Source organism: Aestuariivita boseongensis (assembly GCF_001262635.1).
Classification (GTDB): domain Bacteria; phylum Pseudomonadota; class Alphaproteobacteria; order Rhodobacterales; family Rhodobacteraceae; genus Aestuariivita; species Aestuariivita boseongensis.
Genome location: NZ_JXYH01000008.1, coordinates 46640 through 59968, shown reverse-complemented (window position 1 = coordinate 59968; position 13329 = coordinate 46640). Strand labels below are relative to the sequence as shown.

Here is a 13329-nt window from a genome sequence, read left to right as displayed (position 1 = left end):
GGCAGGGTCATTTCTTTTTCCCGAAACCGGAAAGACCTGGAGGCAGGGACATGCCGCCGCCAAGGCCAGGCAGGCCTTTGCCGCCCATTTGTTTGGCCGCCGCTTCCAGCGCCTTGGGGTCCATGCCTTGTGCCATGGCCGCCGGGTCCATGCCGCCTTTGCCCATCATCGCTTTCATCGCCTGTTTCATCAGGCCGCCTTTGCCCTTGCCGAGCTTTTTCATCATGTCGGCCATCTGGCGGTGCATTTTCAGGAGCTTGTTGAGGTCGGAGACCTCCATGCCGGAGCCCTTGGCGATGCGTTTCTTGCGGCTGGCCTGCAAAAGCTGCGGGTTGGCGCGTTCTTTCTTGGTCATGGATTGGATCATGGCGATCTGCTGGCGCAGGATCTTGTCGTCAAAGCCTGCGTCCTGCACCTGTTTGGCCATTTTACCCATGCCGGGCATCATGCCCATCATGCCTTCCATGCCGCCCATCTTGATCATCTGTTCAAGCTGCATCTTCAGGTCGTTCATGTTGAACTGACCCTTGGCCATGCGCTTCATCATCTTTTCGGCCTGTTCGGCCTCGATGGTTTGCTGGGCTTTTTCGACAAGCGCCACGATGTCGCCCATGCCGAGGATACGGCCTGCGATGCGGTCGGGCTCGAAGGTTTCAAGCGCGTCCATCTTCTCGCCAAGGCCGACAAAGCGGATGGGCTGGCCTGTGATGGCGCGCATCGACAGCGCCGCGCCACCGCGGCCGTCGCCGTCCATTCGGGTGAGAACCACGCCGGAGATGCCGATGCGGTCGTCGAAGTTTTCGGCTGTATGCACCGCGTCTTGGCCGGTGAGGCCGTCGACGACCAGCAGCGTTTCGCGCGGGTTGGCGACGTCGCGGACGGCTTCGACCTGTTGCATCAGCTCTTCGTCGATCGACAGACGCCCTGCGGTGTCGAGCATATAGATGTCGTAGCCACCCAAGGACGCCTGCGTCTTGGCGCGCTTGGCGATGGCGACGGGGTCTTCGCCTTTGACGATGGGGAGCGTGTCGACGCCGATCTGGGTGCCGAGGATCGCCAACTGCTCCATCGCCGCCGGGCGGTTGGTGTCGAGCGAGGCCATGAGGACCTTCTTGCCCTCACGCTCCTTCAGGCGTTTGGCGAGTTTCGCGGTGGTCGTGGTTTTACCGGAGCCCTGCAGGCCCACCATCAGGATGGGCGCGGGCGGGTTGTCGATTTTCAAGGCGCCGGGATCTTCGTCGCCTTTCAGGACGTGGACCAGCTCGTCATGGACGATCTTGACAACCTGCTGGCCCGGGGTGACGGATTTGGTGACCGCCTGGCCGGTGGCCTTTTCCTGCACCGCTTTGACGAAATCGCGCGCCACTGGCAGCGACACGTCGGCCTCAAGCAGGGCCACGCGGACCTCGCGCAGGGCGGTTTTGACGTCGTCTTCGGAGAGCGCGCCTTGTTTCGTCAGCCGGTCAAAGACGCCGGAGAGACGTTCGGATAGATTTTCAAACATGTCTCGGCCTCCTTTGCCGGTTGCGTTTGTTGGGGCTTAGATATGCACCAACGGTTCAATGCACAAACGCCCCCACGGGCGTAACACGCTGGTGGAGGGCGATCCCCTGAAAGACGGGGACCGGAAGGACAAGGCTTCCGGGTGTGAGGGCGCTGATAGGGGGCGGGCGGCGGTGAGTCAAGCCTGACTTGGGATTGGCAGGCGGGCCGGGCGCGCGGATCAGGCGCGCCCGGCATGTCTCAGGCGGCGAGGGCCTCCAGCGCGTCATTGGCGGCGGCGAGGGAGGCTTCGGCATCGATCATCAGCTGATCGGCCGCCACGATTTCAACATCGGTGATGCCCATGAAGCCCAGGATGTACTTGAGATAGCCAGAGGCGAAGTCATTCTCGGATCCCAGTTTGGTGCCGCCGGACGCCACGGCAAGGATCGCGCGCTTGCCGTCCAACAGGCCTTGCGGGCCGGCTTCGGTGTACTTGAAGGTCACGCCCGCGCGGGCGACGAGGTCGACCCAGGCTTTGAGGCTGGCGGGGATCGAGAAATTGTAGACCGGCGCGCCGATGACGATGGTGTCGGCCTCCCTGAGCTCTTCGACCAGTTGATCCGACAGGGCAAGACGGTCGTTCTGTTCCGCCGTGCGCTGGTCGGCGGGGGTGAAGTTGGCGTCGATCCACGTTTCGTCAATTTGCGGCAGGGCATGGGCAAGATCGCGGCGCACAACCTGATCGGCGTTCAGCTTATTCACCACTCGGGCGGAAAGATCGCGGGATGTGGAGCCGGTCAGACGGGCAGAACTGTCGATATGGAGAACTGTATGGGGCATGCGGGTGTCCTGTGTTGGATGGATGAAAAGCTACGTGACGGAAAATGGTTCTTGCCAATACGAACACAACGGCGGATTAATCACAGGGTGTGTGGGATTTTGCACAGATCACGCAGGAGCTGTCATGGAAAACTGGGACGAGGTCAAAACCGCCTTTCAGGTTGCGCGCATGGGCACCGTGAGCGGTGCGGCAGAGGTTCTGGGCGTGCATCACGCCACGGTGATCCGTCATATCGACGCGATCGAGGCGCGGTTGGGCGTAAAGCTGTTTCAGCGCCATGCGCGCGGGTACACGCCCACGGAAGCAGGCGAGGATCTGCTGCGCGTGGCGCAGGCGACGGAGGATCAGTTCAACCAGCTGGCCGGGCGGATCAAGGGCCAGGGCAATGACGTGACGGGGGAACTGGTCGTGACATCCCTGTCAGCGCTGGGGGGATTGCTCACTCCGGTTCTGGCGGATTTTCAGCGGCTCAATGACGGGTTGGTGGTGCGCTATCTGACCGGCGCGCGGCTCTTCCGCCTGGAATATGGCGAGGCGCATGTCGCCATCCGGGCGGGCACCGCGCCGGATCAGCCGGACAATGTGGTGCAGCCGTTCCTGCGTCAGCGGACCGGGCTTTATGCCAGCAAAGACTATGTGGAACGGTTCGGCATTCCGGCCTCGGTCGCCGAATTTTCCAAACATCGGTTCGTGGACAATGACATTGCCAATGCCCGCGCGCCCTTCAGCCGGTGGCTGCGAGCCAATGTGGGGCCAGAGGCGATTACCTTTCGCGCAACCGATGATCAGAACCTGGTTCATGCGGTCCGCAGCGGCGCCGGGATCGGCTTTGTGCCGGTCTGGCAGGCGCAGGGTGACGACAACCTGGTGGAAGTGCATGAGCCGCTTGACGAATGGTCGGCGCCCCTGTGGCTGGTCACCCATGTGGATCTGCACCGCACGACCAAGGTGCAGGCTTTCCTGACCTTCCTTAAGGAACAGGCAAAGGCGTGGGATATATGAGCCCCGCTTTGCAAGGCCATGCGGCGATGCTGTTGTTCTCGGCCCTGGTGGCGGGGTCGTTTTCGCTTGGGTCGATGGCCGCCAATGAGATTGCGCCTTCGGCCATCAATGCGGCGCGTTTTGCGATTGCGGCGGTGGTGATCGGGGTTGCGGCCTTCGCACTGGGCAAGGTGGACCGAAAAGCCTTCGAAGCCCCCTGGCGGTATCTGGTGCTGGGCGGGCTGTTTGCCATTTACTTCGTGCTGATGTTCGAGGGGTTGAAAACCGCGCCGCCTGTCAGCGCGGCGGCGGTGTTCACGCTGACGCCGCTGATGGCGGCGGGGTTCGGTTATCTTCTGATGCGGCAGATCATGACCGCGCGCATGGCGCTGGCGCTGGCGATTGGTGCGGTGGGCGCGCTGTGGGTGATCTTTCGCGCCGATCTTGCGGCGTTGAAGCAGTTTCAAATCGGCACCGGGGAGATCATCTATTTCTGGGGCTGCGTGGCGCACGCTGCCTATACGCCCATGGTGCGCAAGCTGAACCGGGGGGAGCCTGCGGTGGTGTTCACCTTCGGGATGCTGCTGGCCGGCTGCGTGGTTCTGGTGGGCTGGGGATGGGGCGATATTCGCGCCACCGATTGGGCCGCCTTGCCGCCGATCGTGTGGATCACGCTGATCTATATTGCGATCTTCGCCTCGGCCGCGACCTTTGTCCTGCTGCAATTCGCGTCGCTGCGTCTGCCGTCTGCGAAGGTGATGGCCTATACCTATCTCACACCAAGCTGGGTGATTTTGTGGGAGCTGGCGCTGGGCAATGGCGCGCCCGCGGGGCTGGTTCTGGGGGGCGTTGTGCTGACAATCGTGGCGTTGCTGTTGTTGCTGAAAGACAGCGAGGCCGTTTCCTGACACAGGAAACGGCTGAGAAACTGACGCAGTTTCTAGGCGCTGAATTGGAAACTGTGTCAGTTTCCAGCCGGACTATGCGTCATAGTCCGGCATCGTCCTTCAACTCGGTTTCAAGAAACTTCTCGAACGCGTCCAGATTGACCGCTTCGAACTGGCCAAAGCTTTGCATCCAGATCGACGCGTCCCGCATCGCATCCGGTTCCAGCTTGCACCATTTGACCCGGCCGCGTTTCTCCTGACTGATAAGGCCTGCGCGGGTCAGGATCGTCAGATGTTTCGAGATCGCGGCCAAAGACATCTCGAACGGGTCGGCCACGTCGGTCACCGCCATGTCATCTTCCAGCAGCATGACCAGAATCTGCCGGCGCGTGGGATCGGCAAGGGCTGCAAAGACGGTGTCCAGATCGGGTTTCATGGATCCTGCCTGACCACAGCGCTGTTAAATCGTCAACCATTTGGTTGAATATGCGTTTGCGGCAATTCCGGCGGTTTCGGGGCCTGCGGCGGAATGGCGCTTTGCGGAGTATCCATAATTTTCAGAATAAAAATCAATGGTTTGCGGGCGGTTCGATGTACCGCTGTGGCTGATTGACTCACGCGCCTTGCCGTCGTAGCTCATGCCCAAACCATCCAAGGGATGAAACCTGCGTGACGGACCCGGATCAGAACAGGAAATTGTCTGAACTCGAGGCCAAGATCGCCGCGGCGAAAGCCGCGCAGACGCCCAAACCGCGGATGGACGAGCATTATTCCCAGGCGCAGCTGGCCTGGCGGATGGTGATCGAGCTTGTGGCCGGTTTGGCCATCGGGTTCGGCATGGGTTACGGGTTGGATTGGGTGTTCGGCACCTCTCCGTGGTTCATGATCGTGTTCATATTCTTTGGCCTTGCCGCCGGCATCCAGACGATGATGCGGTCGGCGCGCGAGGTTCAGGCGAAACAGATGGCCCAGGCGGAAGCCGAAGCCGACGAGGACGAGAGGACGTAGAGCGTGGCAACTCCGGCAGAAGGTGGTGGTCTTGCGTTTGACCCGATGAAGCAGTTCGAGGTGAAACCGCTTTTCGGTGGTGACGTCATCAACTGGTACACCCCCACGAACGTGACGCTTTGGCTGTTCCTGGCCATTCTGGCGGTTACCGCGCTGATGGTTCTGACCACGTCCAAGCGCGCCATGGTGCCCACACGCGGCCAGTCCATGGCCGAACTGGCCTATGGCTTTGTCTACAAGATGGTGGAGGACGTCACCGGCAAGGACGGCATCAAGTACTTCCCCTATATCATGACGCTGTTCCTGTTCATCCTGATGGCGAACTTCCTGGGCCTGATCCCGATGTCGTTCACCACGACCTCGCATATCGCTGTGACCGCCGTTATGGGCTTTGGCGTCTTCATCGCCGTGACCATTCTGGGCTTCGTCAAGAACGGCGCCTCGTTCCTGAGCCTGTTCTGGGTATCCAGCGCGCCTTTGGCCCTGCGCCCGATCCTCGCGATCATCGAGCTGATCTCGTATTTCGTGCGCCCGGTCAGCCACTCGATTCGTCTGGCAGGCAACATGATGGCCGGCCACGCGGTGCTGAAAGTGTTCGCAGGCTTTGCACAGGTCGCGGCCATCGCGCCGATCGCCATTTTCGGCGTGATCGCGATCTATGGCCTTGAGGTGCTGGTGTCCGCGATCCAGGCCTATGTCTTTACCATTCTGACATGCGTGTACCTGAAGGACGCGCTGCACCCGCATCACTAACACCGGTGCGTGAGATCACGCGCCCTACGAACTTCAACCTATTCCATCGTAAGGAGACGACATCATGGAAGGTAATATCGCAGAACTCGGTCAATTCATCGGCGCAGGCCTGGCAGCCATCGGTTCGGGTGCCGCTGCTATCGGTGTGGGCCACGTGGCAGGCAACTTCCTGGCAGGCGCGCTGCGCAACCCGTCGGCTGCAGCCGGTCAGACTGCAACGCTCTTCATCGGCATCGCCTTTGCAGAAGCTCTGGGCATCTTCGCATTCCTGGTCGCTCTGCTTCTGATGTTCGCCGTCTAAGACCCTTCGGAAGTATCATCCTTACGGTCGGGCGGTGCGCATAACGCGGACCGCCCGGTGTAATGGCCCCTTCCCAAGGAGGACGACATGGCAACCGAGGCAACAGACGTTGTGGAAAAAGCCGGTCCCGGCATGCCGCAACTGGATTTCTCGACCTTTCCCAACCAGATCTTCTGGCTGGTCCTGACGCTGATCGCGATCTATCTGATCCTGTCGCGTGTGGCCCTGCCGCGGATCGGGGCCGTGCTGGCGGAACGCCAAGGCACGATCACGAATGATATCGCCAAGGCCGAAGAGCTGAAGCAGCAGGCGGTGGAGGCCGAAGAGGCCTATAACCGCGCGCTGGCCGAAGCCCGTGCCGAGGCACAGCGCATCGCCGCAGAGGCCCGCGCCGAGATCCAGGCGGATCTGGACGCAGCCATCGCCAAGGCGGATGCGGAAATCGCAGCCAAGGCCGCTGAATCGGAGAAGGCCATCGCCGACATCCGCGCAGGCGCCCTGGAAAGCGTGCGCGACGTGGCCAAGGACACGGCCGCGGAAATCGTCGCAGCGCTGGGCGGCAAGGCTGATGCCAAGACCGTCGCAGCAGCGGTCGACGCACGGGTAAAGGGGTAAGAGACATGCGGAACATTCTGGCTCTGACCCTGGTTTTCGCAGCAGGCCCCGCGCTTGCAGCCGAAGGCCCCTTCCTGTCGCTGGCCAACACGGATTTCGTGGTTCTGATCGCATTCATCCTGTTCATCGGCATCCTGTTCTATTTCAAGGTGCCGGGGATGATCGGCGGCATGCTGGACAAGCGCGCCGAAGGCATCCAGTCGGAACTGGACGAAGCCCGCGCCCTGCGCGAGGAAGCCCAGACCCTGCTGGCGTCCTATGAGCGCAAGCAGAAAGAGATGCAGGAACAGGCCGACAACATCGTCGCCGCCGCCAAGACCGAAGCCGCAGCCGCGGCGGAGAAGGCGAAAGAGGATCTGAAAACCTCGATCGCGCGTCGCATGGCTGCGGCCGAAGATCAGATCGCCTCGGCCGAGGCATCGGCGGTGCGCGAAGTGCGTGATCAGGCGATCACCGTGGCGATTGCCGCCGCGCGCGAGGTTATCGCAAAAGACCTGACCGCGGCAGATGGCAACAAGCTGATCGACGCTGCCATTGGCGAGGTCGATGCCAAACTGCACTAAGGCACGGCACATAACTGACAAAACAACCCCGGGGGCCTTGCCGCCGGGGTTTTTCTTTGCCCGTCGCGGCGCACCCCTTCAAACTGGCTCAAGGGGCTGGCAACATCCTGATGCGCGCCACGATGCAGCACAATTCGAAAGGGAAAGCCGATGAAACAAGCGGTCACACGGGTCTGGTCACGCTATGCGGTGTTCACCGGCCGGGCCAGCCGCCCGGAATTCTGGTGGTGGGTGCTGTTTGTCTTCATCCTCATGGCGCTATCCCGCGCGCTGGATGCGTGGATCGTGGTGCCCGCATTGGGCATCATACCCGGCCCCGGCGGATCCGCGCAGCCCCTGTCGGCACTGGTGTCGCTTGTGTTGCTGTTGCCTGCGATCGGAGTGGCCGTGCGCCGTCTGCACGATAGCAACCGGTCGGGATGGTGGTTTCTGCTGGTCCTGATCCCGGTGATCGGATCGCTGGTTCTGATCTATTTCTATGTCCAGCCCAGCGATAAGGGGCGCAACGGCTATGGTGAGCCCGATCCGCTGCCCGAAGAGTGACGCTTACTTCTGCAACTCCTGCTGCAGCCGTTTGCGCGCGACCCCCTCGTTCTTTTCGGATTTCTGCTTGTCGGCCAGCGCCTGCCAGACATAGCCCAGATGCACCTCGACCGCCGCGCGGGCGGCTGCGGGATCACGCGCCTGCAGTGCATCATTGATCGCCCGGTGCTGGTCCAGAAGCGCCTCGCGGGTGGTGTGCTGCTTGAACATGACCTGCCGGTTATAGAACACGCCTTCGCGCAGCAGATCGAACATCGACCGCATCATGTGCAGCATGACGATATTGTGGCTGGCTTCGATGATCGCGGTGTGAAACTGCGCATCCAGCGCCGCGTCCTGTTCCGCGTTCCGTTTGGCCTGGGCGGCGACCATCTTGTCGAAGATCACCTGGATCACCTTCAGATCGCTGTCCGACGCCATGCGCGCAGCGCGTTCTGCCGCCAGCCCCTCCATATCCTTGCGGAAGGACAGGTAATCGAACACCGCGTCGTCATGGGTGGCAAAGAGCCGGGTCAGCGCCGGAGAAAAGGCGGAACCCAGCACCTCGGCCACGTAGATGCCTGAACCGGCGCGGGTGGCCAGCAGACCCTGCTCCTGCAGTTCCGCCACCGCATCGCGCAGCGACGGGCGCGACACGCCCAGCCGTTCAGACAGCTCCCGTTCCGAGGGCAGACGCTCCCCCGGTCTGAGGATGCCCCGCAGGATCAGCCCCTCGATCTGGCGGACCACAGAGGTGGAAAGTTTCTCGGCTTGTACGGGTTCGAACGGCATGGGACCTCATTCAGTTGGTCAAAATATATGACCAGTTGAGGGTTGCCGCAAATCTTTCCATATGGGGCGCAACGCTTTGTTAACCGTGATCGGACAGGTTTCGGCATGCGATTGCATCTTGGTCTTCTCTGTCTGCTGCTTGCCGCCTGCAACACGCCCGGCCCCGGCTTTCGCGGTGTGGCCGCACAGCGCGTGACCGTTGATGGCAGCACCTTTGATGTCCGCGTGCGTGGAAAACTGGCCGAGGCGATCCGCATCAATCCGCAATACGCGCCCCGGCTTGGCCCTATCGAAGGGCGGGCGGCCAAGGCGATGGCGCAGGTCAGCGGCTGCAAGGTGAAGAAGGTCTCCGGCGATCAGGCGCAGCTTCTGGGCCAACTGGATTGCGGCGGGCGCACGGTGATCTGGTACCCCGGCCCGCCCATTACGCTGTATTGCGACGCGATCGGTGGCGTGGATCACCTGGCTTATCTTGATCTGGATTGCACGGTGGAATAGGCGGGCAAGTCGTCAATATCTTGTGGATAACCCATGGTCATTGACCAGATACAGCGGCGGAACCGTTGACAGGCCCCCATATCTGCCCCCACGCTGGTGGTTCAAACGGAATCAAAAGGGGCCGTTCCGGTGCGGTTTTCCAAACTCAGGCTGACAGGCTTCAAAAGCTTTGTCGATCCGACCGATCTGATCATTTCAGATGGGCTGACCGGCGTTGTGGGCCCCAATGGCTGCGGGAAATCGAACCTTCTGGAGGCCCTGCGCTGGGTGATGGGCGAAAACCGCCCCACCGCCATGCGCGGCGGCGGGATGGAAGACGTGATCTTCGCCGGTGCCGCCACCCGGCCCGCGCGCAACTTTGCCGAAGTGTCCCTGCATATCGACAATTCCGACCGGCTGGCGCCTGCGGGGTTCAACGACAGCGACACGCTTGAGATTGTCCGCCGGATCACGCGGGATGTGGGCAGTGCCTACAAGACCAATGGCAAGGATGTGCGCGCACGGGATGTGCAGATGCTGTTTGCCGATGCCTCCACCGGTGCGCATTCGCCCGCGCTGGTGCGGCAGGGCCAGATCAGCGAGTTGATCAACGCCAAGCCCAAGGCGCGCAGGCGCATTCTTGAAGAAGCGGCAGGGATCAGCGGCCTCTATCAGCGCCGGCACGAGGCCGAGCTGAAACTGAAAGGCGCCGAAAGCAACCTGACCCGCGTGGATGACGTGATCGAACAGCTGGCCAACCAGCTGCAGCAACTGGCCCGTCAGGCACGGCAGGCCGCGCGTTATCGCGAGATCGGAGAGGCGCTGCGGTCCTCCGAAGGCATGTTGCTCTATCGCCGCTGGCGCGAGGCCGACGAGGCGCGCTTGGCCGCGGACGAGCGGCTGAAGACCCGCACGACCGAAGCCGCCCAGGCTGAAGCGGCGGCGCGCCAGGCCAGTGCTGCGCGCACCAAGGCTGATGAGGCCCTTCCGCCCCTGCGGGAGGAAGAGGCGATCGCCGCAGCGGTGCTTCAACGCCTGATCGTGCAGCGCGACCGGCTGAATGACGAGGAAACCCGCGCCCGCGACATGATCGGCACCTTGCAAGGCCGGATCGAACAGCTGGCCAAGGATATCGACCGCGAAGGCGGGTTGAACCGCGACGCTGGCGAAACCATCGAACGGCTGGAATGGGAGGCCAAAGAACTGGCCAAGGCCGCCGATGGGCATGATGCGCGTTTGGCCGCCGCCGCGGAGGCTGCGCATGAGGCCGCCGTCACCCTGCAGAACCGCGAAACGCATCTGAGCCAGGTGACCGAAGACGTGGCGCGCCTGGCCGCCCGGCACCAATCGGCACAGCGCCTGTTGGATGACAGCCGCAAGACCCTGGAGAAATCCGAGGCCGAGGCCGAAAAGGCCCGCGCCGCCGTCACCGATGCCGAAGCTGCCTTGCGCAAGGCGACCGAAGATCAGACGCGCGCCGAAGCGGCCGAGGTCGAGGCGCAGGCGCTGGCCCAACGCGCGGACGAGGCACTGAACGCCGCCGATGCCGCCCGGACGGAAACCCAGACGCGCGAAGCAGACGCCCGCGCCCAACGCTCCGAAGCCGAAGGAGAGATGGGCGCGCTCAGGGCCGAGGTGTCGGCGCTGGCCAAGCTGGTGCAGCGCGATGCCTCGGAAGACGGGCAGGTGCTGGATCACCTCACGGTGCAGCCGGGATATGAAAAGGCTTTGGGCGCGGCGCTGGCCGATGATCTGCGCGCGCCAATGGTGGATGCGGACGGTCCGTCGGGCTGGGCCGATCTGCCGGCCTATGACCAGCATCAGCCCCTGCCGGATGGCGTGCAACAACTGGCGGCTTTCGTGGATGTGCCCGCCGTTCTGGTGCGCCGGATCACACAAATCGGGCTGGTCGATGCCGATGACGGCCCGCGCCTGCAGCCCCTTCTGAAACCCGGTCAGCGGCTGGTGTCGGTGGATGGCGACCTGTGGCGCTGGGACGGCTATCGCGCCTGGGCCGAAGATGCGCCGTCGGCTGCCGCGCTGCGGCTGGAGCAGTTGAACCGCCTCGAAGCGCTGAAACAGGAGATGGAGCGCGTGGGCGCCCGCGCCGATGCCGCGCGACTGGCCCATGAGGCGCTGACCCGCCGCCTGGCCGAATTGACCGAGGCCGACCGGGCCGCCCGTCAGGCCCGCCGCGAAGCTGATGCGCAGGTGGCCGATGCGGGCCGCGCCCTGAGCCGAGCCGAGGCCGACCGTAACCTGGCCGAGGGCCGGCTTGAGACGATGAACCTGGCCGTCACACGCCACAAGGAAGACGCCACCGCCGCCCGCCTGCAACTGCGCGAGGCCGAAAAGGCCGCGGCCGAGCTCGGTGATCTGGATGCCGCCCGGGCCGAGGTGGAAGATATCAAGATCACGGTCGAAGCCGCGCGGATGACCATGATGGCCAAACGCTCTGCCCATGACGAGCTGCGCCGCGAGGGCGAAGCGCGGGTCAGCCGGTCTCAGCAGGTCACGAAAGAGATCAGCGGCTGGAAACACCGTCTGGAAACCGCCGAAAAGCGGATCGCCGAACTGACGTCCCGCAAGGAACAATCCGAAGAAGAACTGGTCACGGCCAGCGCCGCGCCGGATCGGATCGCATCGGAACGGGATGCCCTGGCCGGAGAGATCACGCAGGCCGAGGCTCGCAAGGCCGAAGCATCGAATGCCCTGTCCGAAGGGGAGGCCGCACAGCGCGCCGCCCTGCAGGCGGAACGCGATGCCGAACGCACCGCCTCCGAAGCGCGGGAAGCGCGCGCGCGTGCCGAGGCCCTGGCCGATGCGGCAAAGGAAACCGTGGCGGCGGCGGCGGAACGGATTGCGGACGATCAGCAACTGACCCCCAACCAGTTGCTGACCCAGCTTGACGTGAACCCCGACGACATGCCCGGCGCCGATCATCTGGAGGCCGAAGTCAGCCGCCTGAAACGCCAGCGCGACGCCCTGGGCGCGGTGAACCTTCGGGCCGAGGAAGACGCGAAAGAGGTTCAGGAAGAACACGACACCCTGCTGCAGGAAAAGACCGACCTGGAAGAGGCGATCAAGACCCTGCGCAGCGGCATCGCCAGCCTGAACCGCGAAGGCCGCGAACGGCTGCTGACCGCTTTCGAACAGGTGAACAGCAACTTTGCGATGTTGTTCAAGCACCTCTTCGGCGGCGGGGAGGCCAATCTGGTCATGGTCGAAAGCGACGACCCGCTGGATGCCGGGCTTGAGATCATGTGCCAGCCACCGGGCAAGAAACTGTCTACGCTCAGCCTGCTGTCGGGTGGTGAACAGACCCTGACCGCGCTGGCGCTGATCTTTGCCGTGTTCCTGGCCAATCCCGCACCGATCTGTGTGCTGGACGAGGTTGACGCGCCTTTGGACGACGCCAATGTGACGCGTTTCTGCGATCTGCTGGACGAAATGTGCCGCCAGACCGAAACGCGCTTCCTAATCATCACGCACCACGCCGTCACGATGAGCCGGATGGACCGCCTGTTCGGTGTGACGATGGCCGAACAGGGCGTGTCGCAGCTGGTCTCGGTCGATCTGAAGAAGGCCGAGGCGTTGGTCGCATGATCCCGGCATTGTGTTGTGACAGCGGCGCGCGTCCTGTTAGGCTGCCTTTATGAAATACACATGGATATGGGCCGTTCCGGTCATGTTGGCGTCGGCTGTGATGGCACAGGACTGGAACCTGCGCGACAGCGATATGGTGCTGGATGACGCAGGCCTGGCCCAGATCGCTGATGGCGGATCGCTGACCTATTATGACGATGGTGTCTCGCAGTTTTCGGCGGGTGGGGCCTATTCCTACACATATGCCAACAATGGTGGTACGGCTTTCGGGCGGTTCCGGATAGAGGGCGACGGACGGATCTGCATCGATTACCGCAACGGGTTCTCGCGTTGTGACATGTATGTGCGCAATGATGGCCGGCTGGTTCTGCTGACCGAAAAAGGCGAGCGCTTCCCAGTCAAGATCGAGCTGAGCGTGCGCCCCTGACCGCCCCGTTTGCCGTTCATTAACCTTGTTTCAACGCGGGCCTGTCACACCGCTTCTGCCGCAACCCGTTG

At 62.8% G+C, this 13329-nt stretch carries 16 protein-coding genes; 11 read left to right on the top strand and 5 right to left on the bottom strand.

Annotated features, from left to right (window positions below; genetic code table 11):
* Window positions 1–7: 7 nt before the first annotated feature.
* Entirely contained in the window at window positions 8–1504 is a 1497-nt protein-coding gene (gene ffh, locus TR61_RS05180; protein WP_050928692.1) for a signal recognition particle protein, read from the bottom strand.
* Window positions 1505–1743: 239 nt separating this feature from the next.
* Window positions 1744–2325 carry an FMN-dependent NADH-azoreductase gene (locus TR61_RS05175; RefSeq protein ID WP_050928689.1) on the bottom strand — a complete coding sequence of 194 codons (582 nt, stop codon included), beginning with the start codon at window positions 2323–2325 and terminating at the stop codon, window positions 1744–1746.
* A gap of 124 nt (window positions 2326–2449) precedes the next feature.
* Here TR61_RS05175 and TR61_RS05170 point away from each other — a divergent pair, with 124 nt between their 5' ends.
* Both TR61_RS05170 and TR61_RS05165 read left to right on the top strand, forming a co-directional pair.
* Window positions 2450–3328 carry a LysR family transcriptional regulator gene (locus TR61_RS05170; protein WP_050928687.1) on the top strand — a complete coding sequence of 293 codons (879 nt, stop codon included), beginning with the start codon at window positions 2450–2452 and terminating at the stop codon, window positions 3326–3328.
* On the top strand, window positions 3325–4215 hold the full coding sequence (locus TR61_RS05165) for a DMT family transporter (RefSeq protein ID WP_050928685.1): 891 nt from the start codon (window positions 3325–3327) through the stop codon (window positions 4213–4215). Before TR61_RS05170 ends, TR61_RS05165 begins: the two co-directional genes overlap by 4 nt.
* A gap of 79 nt (window positions 4216–4294) precedes the next feature.
* Here the strand turns inward: TR61_RS05165 and TR61_RS05160 are convergent, their stop codons facing one another.
* Both TR61_RS05160 and TR61_RS05155 read right to left on the bottom strand, forming a co-directional pair.
* Window positions 4295–4630: an ArsR/SmtB family transcription factor gene (locus TR61_RS05160; protein WP_050928682.1), complete on the bottom strand. Its 336-nt coding sequence runs from the start codon at window positions 4628–4630 to the stop codon at window positions 4295–4297.
* A 24-nt stretch (window positions 4631–4654) separates the two neighbouring features.
* Window positions 4655–4834 carry a hypothetical protein gene (locus tag TR61_RS05155; protein ID WP_050928680.1) on the bottom strand — a complete coding sequence of 60 codons (180 nt, stop codon included), beginning with the start codon at window positions 4832–4834 and terminating at the stop codon, window positions 4655–4657.
* A gap of 29 nt (window positions 4835–4863) precedes the next feature.
* On the opposite strand from TR61_RS05155, the gene TR61_RS05150 reads away from it, so the two are divergent.
* From TR61_RS05150 to TR61_RS05125, 6 genes are all read left to right on the top strand, one after another.
* The gene (locus TR61_RS05150) at window positions 4864–5202 is read left to right on the top strand and encodes an AtpZ/AtpI family protein (RefSeq protein WP_050928678.1); all 339 of its coding nucleotides are present in this window, start codon (window positions 4864–4866) and stop codon (window positions 5200–5202) included.
* A gap of 45 nt (window positions 5203–5247) precedes the next feature.
* Window positions 5248–5955, top strand: coding sequence for a F0F1 ATP synthase subunit A (locus TR61_RS05145; protein WP_172676940.1), 708 nt, complete (start codon window positions 5248–5250; stop codon window positions 5953–5955).
* Window positions 5956–6019: 64 nt separating this feature from the next.
* Window positions 6020–6256, top strand: a complete 237-nt coding sequence (locus tag TR61_RS05140; RefSeq protein ID WP_050928673.1) for a F0F1 ATP synthase subunit C — start codon at window positions 6020–6022, stop codon at window positions 6254–6256.
* Between the two features lie 87 nt (window positions 6257–6343).
* Window positions 6344–6871, top strand: coding sequence for a F0F1 ATP synthase subunit B' (locus TR61_RS05135; RefSeq protein ID WP_050928670.1), 528 nt, complete (start codon window positions 6344–6346; stop codon window positions 6869–6871).
* 5 nt (window positions 6872–6876) lie between these two features.
* Entirely contained in the window at window positions 6877–7434 is a 558-nt protein-coding gene (locus TR61_RS05130; protein ID WP_050928668.1) for a F0F1 ATP synthase subunit B, read from the top strand.
* A 150-nt stretch (window positions 7435–7584) separates the two neighbouring features.
* Window positions 7585–7977: a DUF805 domain-containing protein gene (locus tag TR61_RS05125; protein ID WP_050928665.1), complete on the top strand. Its 393-nt coding sequence runs from the start codon at window positions 7585–7587 to the stop codon at window positions 7975–7977.
* Window positions 7978–7980: 3 nt separating this feature from the next.
* Here TR61_RS05125 and TR61_RS05120 read toward each other — a convergent pair whose 3' ends face one another.
* Entirely contained in the window at window positions 7981–8748 is a 768-nt protein-coding gene (locus TR61_RS05120) for a FadR/GntR family transcriptional regulator (RefSeq protein ID WP_050928663.1), read from the bottom strand.
* A 105-nt stretch (window positions 8749–8853) separates the two neighbouring features.
* Here TR61_RS05120 and TR61_RS05115 point away from each other — a divergent pair, with 105 nt between their 5' ends.
* The 3 genes from TR61_RS05115 (at window position 8854) to TR61_RS05105 (ending at window position 13258) form a co-directional block, all read left to right on the top strand.
* A complete protein-coding gene (locus tag TR61_RS05115) occupies window positions 8854–9246 on the top strand; it encodes a hypothetical protein (RefSeq protein ID WP_082181853.1) in 393 nt (130 codons plus the stop codon).
* Window positions 9247–9375: 129 nt separating this feature from the next.
* Window positions 9376–12831 carry a chromosome segregation protein SMC gene (gene smc / locus TR61_RS05110; protein WP_050928661.1) on the top strand — a complete coding sequence of 1152 codons (3456 nt, stop codon included), beginning with the start codon at window positions 9376–9378 and terminating at the stop codon, window positions 12829–12831.
* 82 nt (window positions 12832–12913) lie between these two features.
* The gene (locus tag TR61_RS05105) at window positions 12914–13258 is read left to right on the top strand and encodes a hypothetical protein (RefSeq protein WP_245626823.1); all 345 of its coding nucleotides are present in this window, start codon (window positions 12914–12916) and stop codon (window positions 13256–13258) included.
* Window positions 13259–13329 lie beyond the last annotated feature (71 nt).